General features: G+C 67.0%; 18 protein-coding genes. 16 read left to right on the top strand and 2 right to left on the bottom strand.

The annotated features are described in order from the left end of the window. Nucleotides 1–92 precede the first annotated feature (92 nt). Nucleotides 93–527, bottom strand: a complete 435-nt coding sequence (locus IB261_RS14170; RefSeq protein ID WP_088421446.1) for a carboxymuconolactone decarboxylase family protein — start codon at nucleotides 525–527, stop codon at nucleotides 93–95. A 268-nt stretch (nucleotides 528–795) separates the two neighbouring features. Between IB261_RS14170 and pedF the strand changes: the two genes are divergently transcribed. From pedF to aldA, 8 genes are all read left to right on the top strand, one after another. Beyond that, a complete protein-coding gene (pedF, locus tag IB261_RS14175) occupies nucleotides 796–1233 on the top strand; it encodes a cytochrome c-550 PedF (protein ID WP_081519745.1) in 438 nt (145 codons plus the stop codon). A gap of 5 nt (nucleotides 1234–1238) precedes the next feature. Continuing rightward, nucleotides 1239–2138, top strand: a complete 900-nt coding sequence (locus IB261_RS14180; RefSeq protein WP_192382312.1) for a substrate-binding periplasmic protein — start codon at nucleotides 1239–1241, stop codon at nucleotides 2136–2138. A 7-nt stretch (nucleotides 2139–2145) separates the two neighbouring features. After that, nucleotides 2146–2898 carry a quinoprotein dehydrogenase-associated SoxYZ-like carrier gene (locus tag IB261_RS14185; RefSeq protein ID WP_081519747.1) on the top strand — a complete coding sequence of 251 codons (753 nt, stop codon included), beginning with the start codon at nucleotides 2146–2148 and terminating at the stop codon, nucleotides 2896–2898. Nucleotides 2899–2940: 42 nt separating this feature from the next. After that, complete coding sequence (locus tag IB261_RS14190) at nucleotides 2941–3870, top strand: quinoprotein relay system zinc metallohydrolase 1 (protein ID WP_192382314.1); 930 nt, start codon at nucleotides 2941–2943, stop codon at nucleotides 3868–3870. Nucleotides 3871–4185: 315 nt separating this feature from the next. Then, complete coding sequence (locus tag IB261_RS14195) at nucleotides 4186–5958, top strand: methanol/ethanol family PQQ-dependent dehydrogenase (RefSeq protein ID WP_192382316.1); 1773 nt, start codon at nucleotides 4186–4188, stop codon at nucleotides 5956–5958. Nucleotides 5959–6245: 287 nt separating this feature from the next. Beyond that, entirely contained in the window at nucleotides 6246–7766 is a 1521-nt protein-coding gene (gene exaC / locus IB261_RS14200; protein ID WP_081519750.1) for an acetaldehyde dehydrogenase ExaC, read from the top strand. Between the two features lie 555 nt (nucleotides 7767–8321). Further along, on the top strand, nucleotides 8322–10505 hold the full coding sequence (locus IB261_RS14205) for a PQQ-dependent dehydrogenase, methanol/ethanol family (protein ID WP_192382318.1): 2184 nt from the start codon (nucleotides 8322–8324) through the stop codon (nucleotides 10503–10505). Nucleotides 10506–10528: 23 nt separating this feature from the next. Further along, nucleotides 10529–11965, top strand: coding sequence for an aldehyde dehydrogenase (gene aldA / locus IB261_RS14210; RefSeq protein WP_192382320.1), 1437 nt, complete (start codon nucleotides 10529–10531; stop codon nucleotides 11963–11965). Between the two features lie 284 nt (nucleotides 11966–12249). Here the strand turns inward: aldA and IB261_RS14215 are convergent, their stop codons facing one another. Continuing rightward, nucleotides 12250–14184, bottom strand: coding sequence for a sigma-54-dependent Fis family transcriptional regulator (locus tag IB261_RS14215; RefSeq protein ID WP_192382322.1), 1935 nt, complete (start codon nucleotides 14182–14184; stop codon nucleotides 12250–12252). A 386-nt stretch (nucleotides 14185–14570) separates the two neighbouring features. On the opposite strand from IB261_RS14215, the gene pqqA reads away from it, so the two are divergent. From pqqA to IB261_RS14255, 8 genes are all read left to right on the top strand, one after another. Further along, nucleotides 14571–14642: a pyrroloquinoline quinone precursor peptide PqqA gene (pqqA, locus tag IB261_RS14220; protein ID WP_003106462.1), complete on the top strand. Its 72-nt coding sequence runs from the start codon at nucleotides 14571–14573 to the stop codon at nucleotides 14640–14642. Between the two features lie 47 nt (nucleotides 14643–14689). After that, the gene (pqqB, locus tag IB261_RS14225) at nucleotides 14690–15604 is read left to right on the top strand and encodes a pyrroloquinoline quinone biosynthesis protein PqqB (RefSeq protein ID WP_192382324.1); all 915 of its coding nucleotides are present in this window, start codon (nucleotides 14690–14692) and stop codon (nucleotides 15602–15604) included. Nucleotides 15605–15632: 28 nt separating this feature from the next. After that, on the top strand, nucleotides 15633–16382 hold the full coding sequence (gene pqqC, locus IB261_RS14230) for a pyrroloquinoline-quinone synthase PqqC (protein ID WP_081519755.1): 750 nt from the start codon (nucleotides 15633–15635) through the stop codon (nucleotides 16380–16382). Continuing rightward, complete coding sequence (gene pqqD, locus IB261_RS14235; protein ID WP_017518379.1) at nucleotides 16382–16660, top strand: pyrroloquinoline quinone biosynthesis peptide chaperone PqqD; 279 nt, start codon at nucleotides 16382–16384, stop codon at nucleotides 16658–16660. Before pqqC ends, pqqD begins: the two co-directional genes overlap by 1 nt. Beyond that, nucleotides 16632–17780 carry a pyrroloquinoline quinone biosynthesis protein PqqE gene (gene pqqE / locus IB261_RS14240; protein ID WP_192382326.1) on the top strand — a complete coding sequence of 383 codons (1149 nt, stop codon included), beginning with the start codon at nucleotides 16632–16634 and terminating at the stop codon, nucleotides 17778–17780. Before pqqD ends, pqqE begins: the two co-directional genes overlap by 29 nt. A gap of 2 nt (nucleotides 17781–17782) precedes the next feature. Beyond that, nucleotides 17783–19591 carry a S9 family peptidase gene (locus tag IB261_RS14245; protein ID WP_192382328.1) on the top strand — a complete coding sequence of 603 codons (1809 nt, stop codon included), beginning with the start codon at nucleotides 17783–17785 and terminating at the stop codon, nucleotides 19589–19591. Between the two features lie 109 nt (nucleotides 19592–19700). Then, the gene (gene ercA, locus IB261_RS14250; protein ID WP_081519758.1) at nucleotides 19701–20864 is read left to right on the top strand and encodes an alcohol dehydrogenase-like regulatory protein ErcA; all 1164 of its coding nucleotides are present in this window, start codon (nucleotides 19701–19703) and stop codon (nucleotides 20862–20864) included. Further along, on the top strand, nucleotides 20848–22542 hold the full coding sequence (locus IB261_RS14255) for a PAS domain-containing hybrid sensor histidine kinase/response regulator (RefSeq protein ID WP_192382330.1): 1695 nt from the start codon (nucleotides 20848–20850) through the stop codon (nucleotides 22540–22542). The genes ercA and IB261_RS14255 overlap by 17 nt, the downstream gene beginning before the upstream one ends. Nucleotides 22543–22548: the final 6 nt, after the last annotated feature.

The raw sequence follows: 22548 nt of genomic DNA on the forward strand, positions 1-22548 counted from the left end.
GCGTGGAGCGGCAGCGATACCCATCAAACTGGCGTGCCGACAGCATGGGTATCGCTGCGCTCCACCCATCCTACGAGAGCAGATCGCTCTGCTCAGGGCACCATCGCCATCCCCACGCCAAAGCGGTTCCACGCATTGATGGTGGCAATCGCCAGGGTCAGGTTGACGATCTCGGCTTCGCTGAACTGCTCGCGCAGGGCGTCGAACTGGTCCTGCGGGGCGTGTTTTTCCGGCAGGCGGGTGAGGCTTTCCACCCAGGCCAGGGCGGCGCGCTCGCGTTCGGTGAAGAAGCGGGTTTCCTCCCAGACGCTCAGGGTCTGCAGCCGTGCCTCGGTCTCGCCGGCCTTGCGCGCGTCATTGGCGTGCATGTTCACGCAGTAGGCGCAGCCGTTGATCTGCGAGGCGCGCAGGCGCACCAACTCCAGCAGCGAGGTTTCCAGCCCGGACTTGGCCAGGGCCTGCTCCAGGCCGAGCATGGCCTTGTAGGCGTCAGGGGCGGCCTTGGGCCATTCGATTCGTGCGCTCATGGCGATCTCCAGTGGGGCCCGCGCTAGTGCGGGAATGGAGCTAAGTTACCCCTCGCGCCGCTACCTTCGAATAGCCAATTCCCGGCAATAGCGGCAGACCAATGGCGGCCATTCAACGGTCATGGCCGACCGCCGTTCTAGTACCAAGGGAGTAGGCGGGAGCATCCAAAGCAGGATTCGGCCGCCGGCCGCGCGTTCTTACCATCTCATCACAGGCGTCGTTCCGGGCGCCGTGCCTTGCCAAGCATCTCGATGAGAGGATGAAGTGATGAACAACAAGAACGTGCTGTGTGGCCTGCTGTTAGTGGCCGGCCTGGGTGTTTCGGGTCTGGCCCTGTCCCACGGCAATGTGACGCCCCAGGCAGTGGATACCTCGGGGCTGGAACCGCTGGGCAAGGAATGGCGCGACACCAACCCCTACCGCGAGCCCTACGCCAACCACGCCAAGGCGGTGGAGATCGGCGCCTCGGCCTACAACCAGAACTGTGCGCGCTGCCACGGCCTGGAGGCCAAGTCCGGCGGCATCGCCCCCGACCTGCGCATGCTCGACGTCGGCGCCGAAGGGGATGAGTGGTTCAAGGAGCGGGTGATCAACGGCGCGGTGCGCGACGGCGCCGTGTACATGCCGAAGATGGCCGACTACATCAGCCAGGAAGGCCTCTGGGCGATCCGCACCTACCTGGACAGCGTGCACGTGGAAGAGTGACTGCCATGCGCCTGCCCACTCTGCTGATCGACGCACTCCTGAGCCTGGCCCTGTGCCTGCTGCTGGGGCAGGCGCAGGCCGGGGTTCGCCCCTACGAGGACATGGTCACCAGCGGCGTGCTGCGGGTGGCCGTGTACGAGAACTTCCCGCCCTACAGCTTCATGCAGGGCGGGCAGCCGCGCGGGGTCGACATCGACCTGGCAAAACACCTGGCCAGCGGCCTGGGCCTGCGCGCGGAGTTCCTCTGGGTCACGCCTGGCGAGCGCCTGGATGACGACCTGCGCAACTTCATCTGGAAGGGCCACTACCTGCGCCCCGGCGTGGTCGCCGACGTGATGTTGCGTGTGCCCTACGACCGCCAGTACGCCAACCGGCGCAACGATGTCGGCGAGTTCGCCAACGAACAGGTGGTGATGTTCGGCCCTTACCAGCGCGAGCGCTGGCAGGTGGTCAGCGACGACCGCCGGCTGCCCGCGGTGGATACCATCGCCGCGTTCCGCGAGCACCCCATCGGCGTCGAACTGGACAGCGTGCCGTCCTTCTACCTGACCTCGGTGCTGGGCGGCCAGCTCAGCCGCATGACCGTGCACTTCCCCAGTACCCAGGCAGCTTTCGACGGCATGCGCGCAGGCAAGGTGGATGCAGTCATGGCTCTGCGTGGCGAACTGGACTGGATGCGCGCGCAGGCCGCCGACGAGCACCTGAAGAACGCCGAAAACACCTATCCCAACCTCGGTCAGCCCGAGTGGGACATCGGCATGGCCGTGCATGAAAGCAACCGCCAGCTCTCCAACGCCCTGGACGGCGAGCTGGAGGAGCTGGTGCGCAGCGGCGAGATGGAAAAGCTCTACGCGGCCTACGGCGTGCGTTACGAACTGCCGGGGCTCTACCAGGACGTGCAGTGAGGGAGAGATGATGCACAGGCGCGAACTGCTGCTCGGGATCTGCGCGCTGCCGCTGCTGGCGGCGGCGGTGGAGGGCGACCCGATGCCCTCGGTGATGTGGGAGTACCACCACAAGCGTCTGCTCGATGGCGAACCCTACGTCTTCGATGAGCGGGTGAAACTGGGCGTGCCGCCGTTCGCCGAGGACGCCCGCCAGGTCCCGGTGGAAGTGGACGCCCGCGCCTTGCCGGGGCGCTTCGATCGGCTGCTGCTGTGGGCCGAGCTGAACCCGATTCCCCATGTGCTGACGCTCTATCCGGGCGAGCATCTGGAGCCGTTGCTGGCGGTGCGCATCCGCATCGAGCAGGCCACGCCGATCCGCGCCGCGCTGCGGGACGAGAAGGGCGTCTGGCATGTCGGCTCGGCCTGGATCGATGCCGCCGGTGGCGGCTGCACCGCGCCCAGCGTGGTGCGTGCGCAGCCGGGCTGGGAAGACCGCCTCGGCCAGGTGCACGGTGAGTCCTTCGCCAGGGGCGAATACAGCCGGGTGCGCCTGTCGGTCTCGCACCCGATGGACAACGGGCTGGTCGGCGGCATTCCCGAGTTCTACCTGGATCACGCCGAGCTGCGTGGGCCGGACGGGGAAATCTTCGCCCGCCTGGACCTGTTCCCGGCGGTGAGCGAGAACCCCACCTTCACCTTCGAGGTGCGCGGTCATCCGCACACGCAGCTCTGGCTGCACGACAACAACGGCAACGAATTCCAGGCCGCTCTGCGCTGACGCCGCACCGAGTTGCCGCCGCCCTGTGCTGACGAGGTGCCCATGCGTTTCCTCCTGATCGCCCTGGCCTGCCTGTGCCTGCCGGCACTCGCCGACCTGCAGTACCACCTCGAACCCCGGCGGATCGCCGAAGGCACCTGGCTGGTGGAAGGCAGTACCGACAACTTCGCCAAGGACAACGGTGGTGCCATTGTCAACGTCGCCTTCATCGACACTGGCGACGGCGTACTGGTGATCGATACCGGCCCGTCGAAACGCTACGGCGAAGCCCTGCGTGCGCTGATCCAGCAAACCACCGGCAAGCCGGTGAGGCGCGTGCTGCTCACCCATCACCACCCCGACCACGTGCTGGGCAACCAGGCCTTCACCGATGTGCCCATCGGTGCGCTGGCCGGCACCGGCAAGCTGCTGAAAGAGCAGGGCAACGCCATGGCGGAGAACATGTACCGCCTGGTCGGCGACTGGATGCGCGGCACGGAGGTGGTGCTGCCCACCGAGGCCGTGGAGCCGGGTATCGTGCAGATGGGCAGTCACCGGTTTCGGCTGGTCGGCCTGCGCGGGCATACCGGCGCGGACCTGGTGATACTCGATGAGACCACTGGCGTGCTGTTCGCCGGCGATATCGTTTTCTACCAGCGCGCGCTGACCACGCCGAACAGTCCGGGGCTGGATGTGTGGCTGGGCGATATCGACACGCTGCAGGAACTGCCCTGGAAGCTCATCGTTCCCGGTCACGGCCCCGTCGCCACCGATGCGGCGCCCTTTGTGCAGATGCGCGATTACCTCGGCTGGCTCGATGGCGTGATGCGCGACGGCATCGCCCAGGGCGCCGACATGAACGACCTCCTGCGCACGCCCATCCCCGAGCGCTTCGCCGGTGTCAGCCTGACGCGCTACGAGCTGATCCGCAGCGTCAGCCATCTCTATCCGCGCTATGAACAGAAGGCATTGCCGCGCGTCGACGAGCAGTGACGGCGCTTTCGTACCCATACGCTTGCTGACAACTCCGCTGCGGGGCCGCCCGTTCCTACAGGAAATGCCCAGCTTTCCGGAAACGTAGGAGCGGACTCCTTCCGCGAAAGGTCCGCATCGCGCCGGATGCCATCGTGGACAAAGTCCGCTCCTACGCACGCCGCTATTTCCGCGCCTTCGCGGCCCGGTATTGCTACCAAGGAACTAGGAAATTCGGCACTGCGTTCAATTGTTGGTGCGGCCCACCAAACCAAGAATCTGCGACAGACCGGGGAAATTCCCCGGGTACAACAACAATCGCAGAGGCGCACCGCCATGAGACAGCTTCAACCTTTCGCCCGCACCGTGCTGTTCACCGCCATCAGCCTGGCCTCCCTGGGCGCCCACGCCGGGGTGACCGACCAGGACATCAGCGATTCCGCCAAGCGTACCGACCAGGTCGTGGTCAACGGGATCAACCAGCAGGGCCAGCGCTTCAGCCCGCTCAATACCCTGAACAGCGATAACGTGAAAGAACTGCGGCCGGTCTGGGCGCTGTCCTTCGGTGGTGAGAAGCAGCGCGGCCAGCAGGCACAACCGCTAATCAAGGACGGCGTGATGTACGTCACCGCCTCCTACTCGCGGGTGTTCGCCGCCGACGCGCGCACCGGTCGCAAGCTCTGGCAGTACGACGCGCGCCTGCCCGACGGCATCATGCCCTGCTGCGACGTGATCAACCGTGGCGTGGCCCTGTACGGCGACCTGGTGATCTTCGGCACCCTCGACGCCAAGCTGGTCGCGCTGAACAAGGACACCGGCAAGGTGGTGTGGAAGAAGACCGTGGCGGACTACAAGGCCGGCTACTCCATCTCCGCCGCGCCGCTGATCGCCAAGGGCAAGCTGATCACCGGCGTGGCCGGTGGCGAGTTCGGCGTGGTCGGCAAGATCGAGGCCTACAACCCCACCAACGGCGAGCTGCTGTGGAGCCGTCCGACCGTGGAAGGCCACATGGGCTACGTCTACAAGGAAGGCAAGGCGGTGGAGAACGGCATCTCCGGCGGCGAGGCGGGCAAGACCTGGCCGGGCGACCTGTGGAAGACCGGCGGCGCCGCGCCGTGGCTGGGCGGCTACTACGACCCGAGCACCGACTCGCTGTTCATCGGCACCGGCAACCCGTCGCCGTGGAACTCGCACCTGCGTCCGGGCGACAACCTGTTCTCTTCCTCGCGCCTGGCGCTGAACCCGGAAGACGGCTCGATCAAGTGGCACTTCCAGACCACCCCGCACGACGGTTGGGACTTCGACGGCGTCAACGAGTTGGTGTCCTTCGACTACAAGGACGGCGGCAAGACCGTGCAGGCCGCGGCCACCGCCGACCGCAACGGCTTCTTCTACGTTCTCGACCGCACCAACGGCAAGTTCATCCGTGGCTTCCCCTTCGTCGACAAGGTTACCTGGGCCAAGGGCCTGGATGAGAACGGCCGGCCGATCTACGACGACGCCCACCGTCCGGGTGCTCCGAGCGAGGGTGGTGAGAAGGGCACTTCGGTGTTCGTCGCGCCGTCCTTCCTGGGTGGCAAGAACTGGATGCCCATGGCCTACAGCCAGGACACCGGTCTGTTCTACGTCCCGTCCAACGAGTGGGGCATGGACATGTGGAACGAGAACATCGCCTACAAGAAAGGCGCGGCGTACCTCGGCGCGGGCTTCACCATCAAGCCGCTGAACGAGAAGTACATCGGCGTGCTGCGCGCCATCGATCCGAAGACCGGCAAGCAGGTCTGGCGCTACGAGAACTACGCGCCGCTGTGGGGCGGCGTGCTGGCGACCCACGGCAACCTGGTGTTCACCGGCAACCCGGAGGGCTACCTGATGGCCTTCGACGCCAAGACCGGCAAGAAGCTCTACCAGTTCAACACCGGCTCGGGCGTGATCGCTTCGCCGATCACCTGGGAAATGGACGGCGAGCAGTACGTCACCGTCCTCTCCGGCTGGGGCGGCGCGGTGCCGCTTTGGGGTGGCGAGGTGGCCAAGCGCATCAAGGACCTGGACCAGGGCGGGATGATCTGGACCTTCAAGCTGCCCAAGGATCTGGTGGCGAAGAAGTGAGGTTCGTTTGATCTAGGCAAAGGGCCGGCCATTGAGCCGGCCCTTTGCTTTTGCGCTGGCGCGAAACTCAACCTGTAGGAGCGAGCCATGCCCGCGATCCGCCAGCGTGGTATCGGCGGATAACCCGTTCCGGGTTATCCGCCCTACAAACAGCCACGCCCTCCGCATCTACTACCAAATGAGTAACCCACCACTCCCATGGGTGCATTCCGGGCGGGGAAGGGCGCTGCCTAAGATCGCTCCATGACCTGGCCGATGGAGGCCGGGAACCGACAGGAGAGCACCCCATGATCTACGCCGCACCCGGAACCCCAGGCGCCGTCGTCACCCTCAAGCCGCGCTACGGCAACTACATCGGCGGCGAGTTCGTCGCGCCGGTGCTGGGCCAGTACTTCAGCAACACCTCGCCGGTGAACGGCGAAGTCATCGCCGAGTTTCCGCGCTCCACCGCCGAAGACATCGAACGTGCCCTCGACGCTGCCCACGCCGTGGCCGGCAGCTGGGGCCGCACCTCGGTGCAGGACCGCGCGCTGATCCTGCTGAAGATCGCCGACCGTATCGAACAGAACCTGGAGCAGCTCGCCGTCGCCGAGACCTGGGACAACGGCAAGGCCGTGCGCGAGACCCTCAACGCCGACGTGCCGCTGGCCGCCGATCACTTCCGCTACTACGCCGGCTGCATCCGTGCCCAGGAAGGCGGCGCCGCGGAGATCAACGAGAACACCGTCGCCTACCACATCCACGAACCCCTGGGCGTGGTCGGACAGATCATCCCGTGGAACTTCCCGCTGCTGATGGCCGCGTGGAAACTCGCCCCGGCACTGGCCGCCGGCAACTGCGTGGTGCTCAAGCCGGCGGAGCAGACGCCGCTGTCGATCATGCTGCTGGCCGAGATCATCGGCGACCTGCTGCCGCCGGGCGTGCTGAACATCGTCCAGGGCTTCGGCAAGGAAGCGGGCCAGGCGCTGGCCACCAGCAAGCGCATCGCCAAGATCGCCTTCACCGGCTCCACCCCGGTCGGTTCGCATATCCTCCATTGCGCGGCGGAGAACATCATCCCGTCCACCGTGGAGTTGGGCGGCAAGAGCCCGAACATCTTCTTCGAAGACATCATGCAGGCCGAACCGGCCTTCATCGAGAAGGCCGCCGAGGGCCTGGTGCTGGCCTTCTTCAACCAGGGCGAAGTGTGCACCTGTCCGTCGCGGGCGCTGGTGCAGGAGTCGATCTTCGAGCCGTTCATGGTCGAGGTGATGAAGAAGATCAAGGCGATCAAGCGCGGCAACCCGCTGGACACCGACACCATGGTCGGCGCCCAGGCCTCGCAACAGCAGTACGAGAAGATCCTCTCCTACCTCGACATCGCCCAGGGCGAAGGCGCCGAGCTGCTCACCGGCGGCTCCAGCGAGCGCCTGGAGGGCGACCTGGCCAGCGGTTACTACATCCAGCCGACCCTGCTCAAAGGGCACAACGGCATGCGTGTGTTCCAGGAGGAAATCTTCGGCCCGGTGGTGGGCGTGACCACCTTCAAGGACGAAGCCGAAGCCCTGGCGATCGCCAACGACACCGAGTTCGGCCTCGGCGCTGGTGTCTGGACCCGCGACATCAACCGTGCCTGGCGCATGGGCCGGGGCATCCAGTCCGGCCGCGTGTGGACCAACTGCTACCACCTGTACCCGGCGCACGCTGCCTTCGGCGGTTACAAGAAATCCGGCGTCGGCCGCGAGACCCACAAGATGATGCTCGACCACTACCAGCAGACCAAGAACCTGCTGGTGAGCTACGACATCAACCCGCTGGGCTTCTTCTAAGGCGTTGCTGCAAGCCGGCGGACCTTACCCCATCAGGTTCGCCGGCTCCCTTCTCTGGTGTACCGCCCGGCACTCCACCGGGTATCCCTTGTGTCGACGCGCCCGTTCGGGCGGCCGTCCGCTTCCGTGCCCACTTCCATGGGCGACGGCCTTCGTCGAACGCGGCTTCTGCCGCGTTTTCTTTTTCCCAAGTGGTTCCGGTTCGCGAGCAAGGTCCGCTGCATCCACCCGCGCCAAACTCGCCGGCCAACTCTGCGTAGGATGGCGTGGAGCGCAGCGATACCCATCGTCTTTCGTGAGCCGACAGCATGGGTATCGCTGCGCTCCACCCATCCTACAAGTGCGTTCGCAACGTCCCGTTCGCGCAACACCTGCCGCTGTCCCGCGCAACACCTGTAGCGCCCGCAACAGCCGCATCACATCCCGTGAGGAATGCCAGAGGCCAGGAAGCACGGGGCCTTCAGCGTACTCCTGCAAGCCTGGCACAGCGGTTGCTCTGAGCCTTCCAAGCCGCGGCGAACGATCCGCGGCACCAACAAGAATCGGAGAACCGCCATGAGATCGATTGGCCTGCACGTGCCTTCCGTTCGCCTGCAACCCACCCTGCGTCATTCCCTGCTGACCGCTTCGCTGCTGATGGCCGGTCTGTCCCCCAATCTCCAGGCTTCTGAAGTCCCGGCCAACGTCGATGGCAAGCGCATCGCCGCCGCCAACAGCGAGCCGGGCAACTGGATGTCCACCGGCCGTACCTACGACGAGCAGCGCTTCAGCCCGCTGAAGAAGATCGACCAGAGCAACGTCGGCAACCTGGGCCTGGCCTGGAGCCACAAGCTGGACATCGACCGTGGCGTGGAAGCCACGCCCATCGTGGTCGATGGCGTGATGTACACCACCGGGCCGTTCTCCATCGTCTACGCGCTGGATGCTCGCACCGGCGAGCAACTGTGGAAGTACGACCCGCAGTCCGACCGCAGCCGCGCCGGCGAAGCCTGCTGCGACGCGGTGAACCGTGGCGTGGCGGTGTGGAAGGGCAAGGTCTACGTCGGCGTGCTCGATGGCCGTCTGGAGGCCATCGACGCCAAGACCGGCAAGCGCGTGTGGAGCGTCGATACCCGCAGCGACCCGACGCGCAGCATCACCATCACCGGCGCGCCGCGCATCGTGAAGGGCAAGGTCATCATCGGCAACGGCGGCGCCGAGTTCGGCGTGCGCGGCTACATCACCGCCTACGACGCCGAGACCGGCAAGCAGGACTGGCGCTTCTTCACCGTGCCCGGTGACCCCAAGGAAATGCCCAAGGGCAAGGGCATGGAAATCGCCGCCAAGACCTGGTTCGGCGACAACTACCACAAGCAGGGCGGTGGCGGCACCGTGTGGGACTCCATGTCCTACGACCCCGAGCTGAACCTGCTGTACATCGGCGTCGGCAACGGCTCCTCGTGGAACCCGCGCATCCGCAGCGAAGGCAAGGGTGACAACCTGTTCCTCTCGTCCATCGTCGCGATCAACCCCGACAACGGCGAGTACGTCTGGCACTACCAGACCACACCCGGCGACGCCTGGGACTACACCGCGACCCAGCACATCATGCTGGTGGACCTGGAGATCGACGGCAAACAGCGCAAGGTGCTGATGCAGGCGCCGAAGAACGGCTTCTTCTACGTCATCGACCGCGCGACCGGCGAGTTGCTCTCGGCGAAGAACTTCATCCCGATCAACTGGGCCACCGGCATCGACATGAAGACCGGCCGGCCGATCCGCAACGAGAAGGTCTCCGACTACTGGAAGGACCCGGAGAAGAAGGCGCGCCTGATCCAGCCGGCCTTCTGGGGCGCCCACGACTGGCAGCCGATGTCTTACAACCCCAACACGGGGCTGGTGTACATCCCCGCGCACATCATGTCGGCGATGTACCAGGACGTCGAAGGCGCGCCACCGCGCTCCAAGTTCAAGAGCATCTACCAGCTCGACGTCAACACCGGGATGATGCCCGAGGACCCCGAAGGCCTGCGCAAGATCGCCGACACCTGGACCGGCAAGCTGATCGCCTGGGACCCGGTGAAGCAGGAAAAACGCTGGGAAGTTCCCTACAGCACCATCTTCAACGGCGGCACCCTGAGTACCGCCGGCAACCTGGTCTTCGAAGGCACCGCCGACGGCCGCGTGGTGGCCTACGCCGCCGAGACCGGCAAGAAGCTCTGGGAATCCCCGGCCAACACCGGCGTGATGGCCGCGCCGATCACCTATGAGGTGGATGGCGAGCAGTACGTGACCTTCATGGCCGGCTGGGGCGGCGCCTTCTCCACCTTCGCCGGCGCCCTGTCGCTGCGCGCCGGGGTCAAGCCCAACGCCCAGGTGCTGACCTACAAGCTGGGCGGCACCGCGAAGCTTCCGGACATCAACTACAAGTGGGCCGACCGCAAGCCCGAGCCGCCGGCGCTGACCGGCACCACCGCGCAGATCGACCAGGGCCGCGAGCTGTTCAACGGCAGCTGCTCGCAGTGCCACGGCATCAACGCCATCAGCGGCGGCGTGGTGCCCGACCTGCGCACCCTCAGCGCGGAAAACCACCAGCGCTTCCTCGGCATCATCTACGGCGGCCGCATCCCCGACGGCATGCCCTCGTTCCAGGGCCACCTCGACCTGCAGCAGGCCGAGGCCGTGCACCAGTACCTGATCAAGCGCGCCTACGACCTCAAGGAACAACTGGCCGGCGCGCAGAAGACCGCCGCCAAGTGACCGTCTAGAAGGAGACCAACCCCATGACTGACGTGACAACCTACCAGCACTACATCGACAACCGTTTCGTCGCTGGCGAGCCGTTGATCGAGGTACGCAACCCGGCCAACGGCGAGCTGCTGGCGCGCATCCCCGAGGCCAGCGCGGCCCAGGTGGACAGCGCCATCGGCGCCGCCCGCGCGGCGCAGAAGGGCTGGGCGGCCAGGCCCGCCATCGAGCGCGCCGGTTACCTGCGCAAGATCGCCGAGAAGGTCCGTGCCAATGCCCCGCGCCTGGCGAAGATCATCACCGCCGAGCAGGGCAAGGTGCCGGCGCTGGCGGAAGTGGAAGTGAACTTCACCGCCGACTACCTCGACTACATGGCCGAGTGGGCGCGCCGCCTGGAAGGCGAAGTGCTGACCAGCGACCGCGCCGGCGAGCACATCTTCCTGCTGCGCAAGCCGCTGGGCGTGGTGGCGGGCATCCTGCCGTGGAACTTCCCGTTCTTCCTCATCGCCCGGAAGATGGCGCCGGCGCTGCTGACCGGCAATACCATCGTCGTCAAGCCCAGCGAAGAAACCCCGATCAACTGCTTCGAGTTCGCCCGTCTGGTGGCGGAGACCGACCTGCCGACCGGCGTCTTCAACGTCGTCGGCGGCACCGGGGCCAGCGCCGGCAGTGCGCTGACCAGCCACGCCGGGGTGGACCTGATCAGCTTCACCGGCAGCGTCGCCACCGGCTCACGGATCATGGCGGCGGCCGCGCCGAACATCACCAAGCTGAACCTGGAGCTGGGTGGCAAGGCGCCGGCCATCGTCCTCGCCGACGCCGACCTGGAGCTGGCGGTGAACGCCATCAAGGCCTCGCGGGTGATCAATACCGGGCAGGTGTGCAACTGCGCCGAGCGCGTCTATGTGCAGCGCCAGGTGGCCGACCAGTTCATCGAGAAGATCGCCGCCGCCATGGCCGCCACCCGCTTCGGCGACCCGAACGTGCAGGCGGACCTCGACATGGGCCCGCTGGTCAACCGCATCGGCCTGGACAAGGTCGCGCAGATGGTCCGCACGGCGACCGGGCAGGGCGCCCAGATCATCACCGGCGGCGCCGTGGCCGACCTCGGCAAGGGCTTCCACTACCAGCCCACCGTGCTCGCCGGCTGCAAGGGCGACATGGAGATCATGCGCAAGGAAATCTTCGGCCCGGTGCTGCCGATCCAGGTGGTGGACGACCTCGACGAGGCCATCGCCCTGGCCAACGACAGCGACTACGGCCTGACCTCGTCGATCTACACCCGCAACCTCAGCGCCGCGCTCAAGGCCAGCCGTGAGCTGGACTTCGGCGAAACCTACATCAACCGCGAGAACTTCGAGGCGATGCAGGGCTTCCACGCCGGTACCCGCAAGTCCGGCATCGGCGGCGCGGATGGCAAGCATGGGTTGTACGAGTACACGCATACGCATGTGGTTTATGCGCAGGAGTGACGTGCAAGAGCCCCTCACCCTAACCCTCTCCCGGAGGGAGAGGGGACTGGTCTGGTGCAGATTGAAATCGCTGCGTCAGCCGGCACGGACGGCTCCCTCTCCCTCTGGGAGAGGGCTGGGGTGAGGGGAAAGGCCTGGTACGGACTGTCCTGCGAAAGCGGATCACTGTGCCTGGATATGCACCACCGTTTTGCTTGGGCGGGCCTTCCTTGCCAGGTGAGGCTCGCTCCTTTTTCCCTGCGCCCGAAGCGAGTGAATCGCGGACGCAGGGAAAAGGGAAAGGATCAATACAGCGCGTTGGGCTGCACGATGCCGTGCTTCTTCATCTTCCGATACAGGGTCGACCGGGCAATGCCGAACTGCTGCGCCACCGCACTGATGTTCCACTGCTGCTCACGCAGCACCGCCAGCAGGTGGCGGGCTTCGTCGTCGTCCAGGCGGGCGGCGAGGGCGGTCGTGGTGGCTGTCGGCAGCGCTTCGGCAGTGACGGCAGGAGCAGCCTGATGCAACTCCATCGGCAGGCAGTCCAGGTCTATGCGGCCGTCCTCGGCGAGGGCGGCGGCGTAGCGCAAGCAGTTCAGCAACTGGCGGATGTTGCCCGGCCACGGATGGCCGCGCAGCCGCTCGCGCACCGCGCTATCGAGATGCAGCGTGCCGCCCAGGCCCGCCAGCAGGCTGTCGATCAGCGCTTCGCGGTCAGTGCGCTCGCGCAGCGCCGGCAGTTGCAGGGTCATGCCGGCAAGGCGGTAGAACAGGTCCTCGCGGAAGCCCTTGGCGCGGATCATCTCGGCGAGGTTCTGGTGGGTCGCGGAGACCACCTGCACGTCCAGCGCCACCGGCGCTTCGGCGCCCAGCGGGAGGATTTCGCGCTCGGCCAGCACGCGCAGCAGGCGCGTCTGCAGGTGCGCCGGCATGTCGCCGATCTCGTCGAGGAACAGCGTGCCGCCGTTGGCCAGTTCCAGTTTGCCCTTCATGCCTTTCTTGCTGGCGCCGGTAAAGCTGCCGCCGCGGTAGCCGAAGAGTTCGCTCTCGATCAGGCTTTCCGGGATCGCCGCGCAGTTCAGCGCGACGAAGGGCCCGGCATGGCGCGCGCTGGCCTGGTGGATGGCGCGGGCGAAGGCTTCCTTGCCGGTGCCGGTCTCGCCGGTCACCAGGATGGAAATGCCCTTGTCGAGCACCTTGCGCAGCTTGCGCACGCCGTCCTGCAGGCGTGGGTCGGCGCCGGCGAGGCGGGTGAGGTCGGGATGCTCCGGGCTTTTCGCGGCAGCAGCGGCTGGCGCACTGCGGCCTGGCAGGCTGGCCGGCGTGCGCAGGCCGACATCGACCAGCGCGTGATCGGCCAGGGTGCGCAGGCGGATGCCCCGCGCGCCGCCCTTGCTCAGGTCGAGCAACTGGTCGACGTCCGCCTCCAGCAGTTGCTCGATGCGGCTGCCCAGCAGCTCGCCGCGGCAGGCGGTGAAAGCGGCATGGTTGCCGCCGATCACCCGGCCCTGTTCGTCGAGGGCGATCAACTGTTCGTTGGCCAGGTCCGACACCTCGTCGCGGGCCTTCACCGACAGGGTCAGACGGTCGCGGTAGCGCTGGCGGAAGCTGGCGTTCTCGATCAGCCGGGCGTACAGGATCACCAGTTGCAGGGTCAGGTACTGCGCGTCCTTGGGCCCGTCGTTGTACAGGCAGGTGGCGTTCAGGCAGCCGCGCAGGCGGTGCTGGGCGTCGAAGATCGGCGCCACCGAGCAGCTCAGGCGGAAGTTGCTCACCAGGAAGTGCTCCTGGCGGTGGATGGTCAGCGCCTCGCCAGCGGCCAGCGCGGTGCCGATGCCGTTGGTGCCGGCGATGGATTCGTCCCAGCGCGCGCCGACGATCAGCCCGGCCTGGGTGTAACGGTCGCGCTCGCTGGGCAGGCGCGCATCGAGGGTGATGCCGCGCTCGTCGCTGAGCAGCACCGCGAAACCGGCCGGCAGCACGCGCCGGGCAAGGCCGGTGACGCCCTGGCTGGCAATCGCCAGGTAGTCCTGGTGCAGGCCCTGGTGCTCGCGGATTTCCCCGGCGGTGAGGATGTGTTTTTCCGCCCGCGCGCGCGGGTCGAGATGGTGCTCCATCACGCTGCGGTACCAGGAGCGCGCGATGGCGCCCTCGGGCTGGATGTCACGCTCGCCGAAGTGATCGGCGATGAAGGCGGCAAGGTCGTTCGGGCAGTTTTCCAGGGATTGCGGGTGCATGGTCACTCCCGGCGGCCGTCAGTCGGACTGCGGCGCATTGTTTTTGTATGGGACCGGCTCCGTGTAGGACCGTTCCGAGGATTGGCTAGTCTAGACCGGTGGGTCACGGGCGACGAGAGCCCGAGCAAGGCCTGTGCCGAAATACGTCGCGCGGGGCGCCGAGCCCTGCGCCAGAGTGCTCGCCGCCAAAAGGTGCGGGCGCAACCGGGCAACGGCTGTCGCAGCGATGGGACAGTTGTAGCGGCGGGGTGCGACAGCTGTCGCGGGCCCGCTACCAAATCAGGGGGGAATCTCCTTCGAAAGTATCATTCGGAGTGCCTGACCCTGGTGTTTAACTCGACTTGCCGGGCTTGCCGGCGCCTTCCAACAAGAAAGAGGACAGACCCATGTGGACCAAGCCTAGCTTCACCGACCTGCGCCTTGGCTTCGAAGTGACCCTGTACTTCGCCAACCGCTGATCCACTCGGCCCCGGTCCGCCGGGGCCCCTGCCCACGGGGCACTGTCATGCACATCCGAATTCTCGGGTCGGCCGCCGGTGGCGGCTTTCCCCAGTGGAACTGCAATTGCCGCAACTGTCGTGGCGTCCGCGACGGCAGCGTGATCGCGCAGCCACGCACCCAATCGTCCATCGCGCTGTCCGACGACGGCGCCAACTGGATTCTCTGCAACGCCTCACCCGACATCCGCGCCCAGCTGGCGTCCTTCCCGGCGCTGCAGCCGGCGCGGCGCCTGCGGGATTCGGCGATTGCCGCCATCGTCCTGCTGGACAGCCAGATCGACCACACCACCGGCCTGCTGAGCCTGCGTGAAGGCTGCCCACACGAGGTCTGGTGCACGGAAATGGTCCACCAGGACCTGTCCACCGGCTTCCCGCTGTTCCCCATGCTGTCGCACTGGAATGGCGGGCTGAAGCACCGACTCATCGCGCTGGATGCCGAGCCTTTCAGCATCCCGGCCTGCCCGGGCCTGCGCCTCACCGCCATCGCCCTGCGCAGCAGTGCGCCGCCGTATTCGCCGCACCGGGGCAACCCGCATCCGGGCGACAACATCGGCCTGTTCATCGAGGACCTGTCCACCGGCGGCAAGCTGTTCTACGCACCGGGCCTGGGCCAGGTGGACGACGAGCTGCTGGCCTGGATGCGCCGCGCCGACTGCCTGCTGGTGGACGGCACGCTCTGGCGCGACGACGAAATGCGCGTCTGCGAGGTCGGCGACAAGCTCGGCAGCGAGATGGGCCACCTGGCGCAGAGCGGTCCCGGCGGCATGATCGAGGTGCTCGACGGCATCGACGGCCCGCGCAAGGTGCTCATCCACATCAACAACACCAATCCCATCCTCGACATCGCCTCGCCCGAACGCGCCGAACTGGACGCGCGCGGTATCGAGGTGGCGTTCGATGGCATGGGGATTTTCCTTTAATGGCGCTTTTCCCAGAAGGAGCGTCGCGATGACCCGCGAAGCCATGAGCCCCGCCGAATTCGAGCAGGCACTGCGCGCCAAGGGCGCCTGCTACCACATCTTCCACCCGTACCACGTGGCCATGTACGAAGGCCGCGCCAGCCGCGAGCAGATTCAGGGCTGGGTGGCCAACCGCTTCTACTACCAGGTGAACATCCCGCTCAAGGATGCGGCGATCCTCGCCAACTGCCCGGACCGCGACGTACGCCGCGAATGGCTGCAGCGCATCCTCGACCATGACGGCGCACCCGGCGAGGAGGGCGGCATCGAAGCCTGGCTGCGCCTGGCCGAATCGGTCGGGCTGGACCGCGAACAGGTGCTGTCCCAGGAGCTGGTGCTGCCCGGCGTGCGCTTCGCCGTGGACGCCTACGTCAACTTCGCCCGCCGCGCCAGCTGGCAGGAAGCCGCCAGTAGTTCGCTCACCGAGCTGTTCGCTCCGCAGATCCACCAGTCGCGCCTGGACAGCTGGCCGCAGCACTACCCGTGGATCGACGCCGCCGGCTACGACTACTTCCGCAAGCGCCTGTCCCAGGCGCGCCGCGATGTCGAGCACGGCCTGCGCATCACCCTGGAGCACTACCGCACCCGCGAGGCCCAGGAGCGCATGCTGGATATCCTGCAATTCAAGCTCGACGTGCTCTGGAGCATGCTTGACGCGATGAGCATGGCCTATGAACTGGAGCGCCCGCCCTACCACACGGTGACGAGCGAGCGCGTATGGCACAGGGGGTTGCTGTGATGAGTCTGCCTTCGCTGGACAGCGTACCGGCACTGCGCCGGGGCTTCCGCCTGCAATTCGAACCGGCGCAGGGCTGCCACGTGCTGCTCTATCCCGAGGGGATGGTGAAGCTCAACGACAGCGCCGGGGCGATTCTCGGCCGGGTCGACGGGCAAGCCGACGTCGCCGGCATCATCGATGGCCTGCGTGCCGATTTCCCCGGTGTGCCGGGCATCGACGAAGACATCCTGGCATTCCTCGAGGTGGCCCATGCGCAATTCTGGATCGAGCTGCGCTGAGGCGCCGGTAGGCCCGCCGCTCTGGCTGCTGGCCGAGCTGACCTACCGCTGCCCGCTGCAGTGCCCGTATTGCTCCAACCCGTTGGACTTCGCCAGGGGCGGCGAGGAGCTTTCCACCCAGCAATGGATCGAAGTGTTCCGCCAGGCCCGCGAGATGGGCGCGGCGCAGCTGGGCTTCTCCGGTGGCGAGCCGCTGGTGCGCCAGGATCTTGCCGAACTGATCGCCGCGGCGCGCGGGCTGGGTTTCTACACCAACCTGATCACCTCCGGCATCGGCCTCAACGAGAAGCGCCTGAAGGAGTTCGCAGACGCAGGTCTCGACCATATCCAGATCAGCTTCCAGGCCGCCGACGAGGAAGTGAACAACTTGCTCGCCGGCTCGCGCAAGGCCTTCGCCCAGAAGCTCGCCATGGCCCGCGCGGTGAAGGCCCACGGCTACCCGATGGTGCTGAACTTCGTCACCCACCGGCACAACATCGACAGCATCGACCGCATCATCGAGCTGTGCATCGAGCTGGAGGCGGACTTCGTCGAACTCGCCACCTGCCAGTTCTATGGCTGGGCCGAGCTGAACCGTGCCGGCCTGCTGCCGACCCGCGAGCAGCTGCAGCGCGCCGAGCGCATCACCGCCGAATACCGCGAGCGCCTGGCCGCCGAGGGCAACCCATGCAAGCTGATCTTCGTGGTGCCCGATTACTACGAGGAACGCCCCAAGGCCTGCATGGGCGGCTGGGGCAGCGTGTTCCTCGACGTCACCCCGGACGGCACCGCGCTGCCGTGCCACAGTGCGCGGCAACTGCCGGTCAAGTTCCCCAACGTGCGCGAGCACAGCCTGCAGCACATCTGGTATGAGTCGTTCGGCTTCAACCGCTTCCGTGGCGATTCGTGGATGCCGGAGCCGTGCCGCTCCTGCGACGAGAAGGAACGCGACTTCGGTGGCTGCCGCTGCCAGGCCTTCATGCTCACCGGCGATGCCGAGGCAACTGACCCTGTCTGCGCCAAGTCGGCCCACCACGGCATCATCCTTGACGCCCGCCGCGAGGCGGAAACCGCGGCCGCTCCGCTCAGCGCGCTGACCCTGCGCAACGAGCGGGCCTCGCAACTGATCTGCAAGGCCTGAGGATGCAGCGCAGCGACTGGAGCGCCGAACGCGCGGTGGCCGCCGCCGGGGATTTCGCCGAGCTGCACGTGGCCCATGGCGGATTGCTGTGGGCTGCGTTCGACCCCATCAGTGCGCGCTGCCGGCTGTTCCTCCGTCGTGAAGGGCAGAGCGTCGAGCTGACGCCGCCTGGGGCCTCGGTGCGCAGCCGCGTCTACGAATACGGCGGCGGTTCCTGCTGCGCCACCGCCGACGGCGTGGCCTGGGTGGAAGAGGGCGACCAGCAGGTGTACTGGCTGCGCCTGGGTGGTGCGCCCCGGCCGATTACCCACCGCGACGACTGCCGCTACGGCGACCTGCACTACGTGCCGGCGTGGAATGCGCTGCTGGCGGTGGAAGAGGAGAACGGCAGCGGCGGGGTGAACCACCGTATCGTCCGCCTAGACGCCGATGGACGGCGCCGGGTGATCGCGTCGGGCGCGGATTTCTATTCTTCCCCGGTGGCTGACAGCAGGGCCGAGCGCATCGTCTGGGTGGAGTGGGACCGCCCGCACCAGCCCTGGACGCGCACCCGGCTGTGCGAATCCTTTGCCGGGGAAGAACGCTGCCTGGCCGGGCAGGCCCGCCATGAATCCATCCAGCAGCCGCGCTTTGCCGAAGACGGCCGGTTGCACTGGCTCAGCGACTGCGCCGGCTACTGGCAGCCGTACCACGAAGTGCTCGGCGCCTTGTCCGGCATCGCCGCCGACCACGCCAGCGCGCCCTGGCAACTTGGCGGGCGTACCTTCCTGCCGTTGCCGCGTGGCGAGCTGCTGGCAACGCGCTACGAAGAGGGGCGCGGCGTGCTGGTGCTGTATGACGGGCATGGCGGCGAGCGCCGTCTGGCACCGGAGTACAGCCGCTTCCGTTCGCTGGCGGCGGACGAGCGCCACTTCTATTGCATCGCCGCTGCGCCGGACCGCCTGCCGACGCTGCTGGCGATCCGCCGGGTGGACGGTTCCACCCAGGTGCTGGCCGGTGGCGAGAGGCCGTTGCCGGAGGCCGAGCTGTCCCGTGGCGAAGCCTTCCACTACCCGGTGGGCGAGGACGAATGCGGCCATGGATTCTTCTATCCGCCCTACGCCACGGACGGGGCGCCGCCGCTGGTGGTGTTCCTGCATGGCGGACCGACCTCGGCCAGCTACCCGGTGTTCGACGGGCGCATCCAGTTCTGGACGCGGCGGGGCTTTGCCGTCGCCGATATCAACTATCGCGGCAGCAGCGGCTATGGCCGCGCCTACCGCGAGCGCCTGCATTTGGGCTGGGGGCAGGTGGAAGTGGAGGACATCGGCGCGGCGCTGGATTTTCTCTCTGGGGAAGGGCTTGCCAAGGCCGGGCGCATCGACCGCCAGCGGGTGTTCGTGCGGGGCGCCAGTGCCGGCGGCTACAGCGCGCTGATGGCGCTGGCACGGCTGCCGGGCTTGCGCGGCGGCGCCAGCCTCTATGGCGTCAGCGATCCGCAGGCGCTGGCGCGGGTCACCCACAAGTTCGAGGCGGACTACCTGGACTGGCTGATCGGCGACCCGCAACAGGATGCCGAGCGCTACCGCGAGCGCACGCCGGTGCTGCAGGCCGAACACATCCACGCGCCGATGATCTTCTTCCAGGGCGAGCTGGATGCGGTGGTGGTGCCGGCGCAGACCGACGCCATGGTCGAAAGCCTGCGCCAGCGCGGCGTACCGGTGGAGGTACACCGCTATGCCGGGGAGCGCCATGGCTTCCGCCAGGCCGCCAACCTGGCCCACGCGCTGGAGGCCGAGTGGCGTTTCTATCAGGCGCTGCTGGCGGGCTGATATCCGTCGGAACCGACTGTCAGAGCCGTCTGCCAAGGTCGCATTGCAATACCTGACGGATGCAGTAGGCTGCCGGAAATATCCCATAACAATAATGACAGAGCCCCCGATGTCCCACGAGCTCAGCCAGCTGCGCAAGTTCGTCTCGCCAGAGATCATTTTCGGTGCCGGATGCCGGCACAATGTCGCCAATTACGTGAAAACCTTCGGCGCCCGCAAGGTGCTGGTCGTGTCGGACCCCGGTGTAGTCGCCGCCGGCTGGGTCGCCGATATCGAGGCCAGCCTGGCCGCCCAGGACATTCCCTTCTGCCGTTACACCCAGGTGTCGCCCAACCCGCGCGTGGAAGAAGTCATGCGTGGCGCCGAGGTCTACCGCAGCGAAGGCTGCAACGTGATTGTCGCGGTCGGCGGCGGCAGCCCGATGGACTGCGCCAAGGGCATCGGCATCGTCGCCGCCCACGACCGCAACATCCTCGAGTTCGAGGGCGTGGACACCCTGCGCGTGCCCAGCCCGCCGCTGATCCTGATCCCCACTACCGCCGGTACCTCCGCCGACGTCTCGCAGTTCGTGATCATCTCCAACCAGGACGAGCGGATGAAGTTCTCCATCGTCAGCAAGGCGGTGGTGCCCGATGTGTCGCTGATCGACCCGGAAACCACCCTGACCATGGACCCGTTCCTCTCCGCCTGCACCGGCATCGATGCGCTGGTGCACGCCATCGAGGCATTCGTTTCGACCGGCCACGGCCCGCTCACCGACCCCCACGCGCTGGAGGCCATGCGGCTGATCAACGGCAACCTGGTGCAGATGATTGCCAATCCGGCGGACATCGCCCTGCGCGAGAAGATCATGCTGGGCAGCATGCAGGCGGGGCTGGCGTTCTCCAACGCGATCCTCGGCGCGGTGCACGCCATGTCCCACAGCCTGGGCGGCTATCTCGACCTGCCGCACGGGCTGTGCAATGCCGTGCTGGTGGAGCACGTGGTGGCCTTCAACTACAGTGCCGCGCCCGAGCGCTTCAAGGTGATTGCCGAGACCTTCGGCATCGACTGCCGCGGCATGAACCATGCGCAGATCCGCCAGCGCCTGGTGGAACACCTGATCGCCCTGAAGAACGCCGTGGGCTTCCACGAAAGCCTGGGCCTGCATGGCGTGGGCAGTTCCGACATCCCCTTCCTCTCGCGCCACGCGATGCAGGACCCGTGCATCCTCACCAACCCTCGCGAGTCCAGCCAGCGCGATGTCGAGGTGGTGTATGGCGAGGCCCTCTGACGAGCAGCAGCAACAGGCCCTGGCCGGGCTGCTGGGCCTGGGCAGCCATTCCGCGCGCAAGAGCCACTACCCCGAGCTGGTGGCGCGGCTGGACGAGCTGGAAGCCGAGCGCAACCGCTACAAATGGCTGTTCGAACACGCCGTCCACGGCATCTTCCAGGCCAGCCTGAGCCAGGGCTTGCGCGCCGCCAACCCGGCGCTGGCGCGGATGCTCGGCTATGACGACCCGCAGCAGGTGCTGTGGAACCTGCAGGACATGGCCAGCCAGCTGTTCGTCGGCGGCGAGGCGGAGATGCGCCGCATCCGCGCGCTGCTGCGCGAGCGGGACGGCCTGTTCGGCTACGAGACGCGCCTGCGCCGCCGCGATGGCAGCCATGTGATCGTCCTGATGAACCTGCTGATAAAGCCGGATGAAGAAGGCCTGGTGGAAGGCTTCGTCGCCGACATCACCGAGCGCGTCCAGGCCCAGCAGCGCCTGCAGAGCCTGAACGAAGAGCTGGAGCAACGCGTCGCCGAGCGCACCCGCGAGCTGGAGGGGCTGAACCAGCAACTGCGCGAGGCTCGCGACGCCGCCGAGGCCGCCAACAACAGCAAGGACAAGTACCTGGCCGCCGCCAGTCACGACCTGCTGCAACCGCTGAATGCCGCGCGCCTGCTGGTTTCCACCCTGCGCGAGCGCAAGCTGCCGAACGCCGAACAGGTGCTGGTGGAGCGCACGCACCAGGCGCTGGAAGGCGCCGAGGACCTGCTCACCGACCTGCTGGAAATCGCCCGTCTGGACCAGAGCGCTATCCGCCCGGACCTGGATGTCTATCCGCTGGACGAACTGCTCGGGCCGCTGGTCTCGGAGTTCGACGAAGTGGCGCGCGCCGCCGGGCTGCGCCTGCGCTCACGGATTCCCGCGCTGGCGGTGCGCACCGATCATCGTCTGCTGTCGCGCATCCTGCGCAACTTCCTCAGCAACGCCTGCCGCTACACCGAGCGCGGCAGCGTGATGCTCGCCGCGCGCCGGCGCGGGGATAGCGTCAGGCTGGAAGTCTGGGACACCGGACGGGGGATTCCGGCGGACCAGCTGCAAGCCATCTTCCTTGAATTCAACCAGCTCGACGCCGGGCGCACGGCCAACCGCCGCGGTGTCGGGCTGGGCCTGGCGATCGTCGACCGCATCGCCGGTATCCTCGGTTGCCGGGTGCAGGTGCGCTCGGTGCCGGGGCGTGGGTCGGTGTTCTCCCTCGAAGTGCCGCTGGTGCGCGATCTGCCGCAACCGGGGCTGGTGGAGAGCGGCCCGCGCCCGGTGACCGGCGACCCGCTGCCGGGCCGGCGCCTGCTGGTGATCGACAACGAAGAGGCGATCCTCGCCAGCATGGCGGCGCTGCTCGGACAGTGGGGCTGCGAGGTGCTGGTGGCGACCAGCTACGAGGAAGCGCTGCAGGCGCTGGATGGCAAGGCGCCGGAGGTGATCCTGGCCGACTACCACCTCGACCATGGCCGAACTGGCTGCGAGGCGGTGCGTGGGCTGCGCGAGTATTTCCGTCGCGAGCTACCGGCGCTGATGATCACCGCCGACCGCAGCGACGATTGCCGCCGTGCGTTGCAGCGGCTGGGGATGCCGTTGCTGAACAAGCCGGTGAAGCCGGGCAAGCTGCGCGCAACGCTGAGCGTGCTGCTGACTCATTGAAGGCCG

The sequence above is a fragment of the Pseudomonas sp. PDM20 genome, from assembly GCF_014852575.3.
Taxonomy (GTDB): Bacteria; Pseudomonadota; Gammaproteobacteria; order Pseudomonadales; family Pseudomonadaceae; genus Pseudomonas.

Excerpts from the sequence above, each read along its gene's own strand:
- IB261_RS14245 (WP_192382328.1), top strand. The coding sequence starts at position 17,783 with ATGCAGCGCAGCGACTGGAGCGCCGAACGCGCGGTGGCCGCCGCCGGG.
- pedF (WP_081519745.1), top strand. The coding sequence starts at position 796 with ATGAACAACAAGAACGTGCTGTGTGGCCTGCTGTTAGTGGCCGGCCTG.
- IB261_RS14255 (WP_192382330.1), top strand. The coding sequence starts at position 20,848 with ATGGCGAGGCCCTCTGACGAGCAGCAGCAACAGGCCCTGGCCGGGCTG.
- IB261_RS14185 (WP_081519747.1), top strand. The coding sequence starts at position 2,146 with ATGATGCACAGGCGCGAACTGCTGCTCGGGATCTGCGCGCTGCCGCTG.
- ercA (WP_081519758.1), top strand. The coding sequence starts at position 19,701 with ATGTCCCACGAGCTCAGCCAGCTGCGCAAGTTCGTCTCGCCAGAGATC.
- IB261_RS14215 (WP_192382322.1), bottom strand. The coding sequence starts at position 14,184 with ATGCACCCGCAATCCCTGGAAAACTGCCCGAACGACCTTGCCGCCTTC.
- exaC (WP_081519750.1), top strand. The coding sequence starts at position 6,246 with ATGATCTACGCCGCACCCGGAACCCCAGGCGCCGTCGTCACCCTCAAG.
- pqqB (WP_192382324.1), top strand. The coding sequence starts at position 14,690 with ATGCACATCCGAATTCTCGGGTCGGCCGCCGGTGGCGGCTTTCCCCAG.
- IB261_RS14205 (WP_192382318.1), top strand. The coding sequence starts at position 8,322 with ATGAGATCGATTGGCCTGCACGTGCCTTCCGTTCGCCTGCAACCCACC.
- IB261_RS14195 (WP_192382316.1), top strand. The coding sequence starts at position 4,186 with ATGAGACAGCTTCAACCTTTCGCCCGCACCGTGCTGTTCACCGCCATC.
- pqqE (WP_192382326.1), top strand. The coding sequence starts at position 16,632 with ATGCGCAATTCTGGATCGAGCTGCGCTGAGGCGCCGGTAGGCCCGCCG.
- aldA (WP_192382320.1), top strand. The coding sequence starts at position 10,529 with ATGACTGACGTGACAACCTACCAGCACTACATCGACAACCGTTTCGTC.
- IB261_RS14170 (WP_088421446.1), bottom strand. The coding sequence starts at position 527 with ATGAGCGCACGAATCGAATGGCCCAAGGCCGCCCCTGACGCCTACAAG.
- pqqD (WP_017518379.1), top strand. The coding sequence starts at position 16,382 with ATGAGTCTGCCTTCGCTGGACAGCGTACCGGCACTGCGCCGGGGCTTC.
- pqqC (WP_081519755.1), top strand. The coding sequence starts at position 15,633 with ATGACCCGCGAAGCCATGAGCCCCGCCGAATTCGAGCAGGCACTGCGC.
- IB261_RS14180 (WP_192382312.1), top strand. The coding sequence starts at position 1,239 with ATGCGCCTGCCCACTCTGCTGATCGACGCACTCCTGAGCCTGGCCCTG.
- IB261_RS14190 (WP_192382314.1), top strand. The coding sequence starts at position 2,941 with ATGCGTTTCCTCCTGATCGCCCTGGCCTGCCTGTGCCTGCCGGCACTC.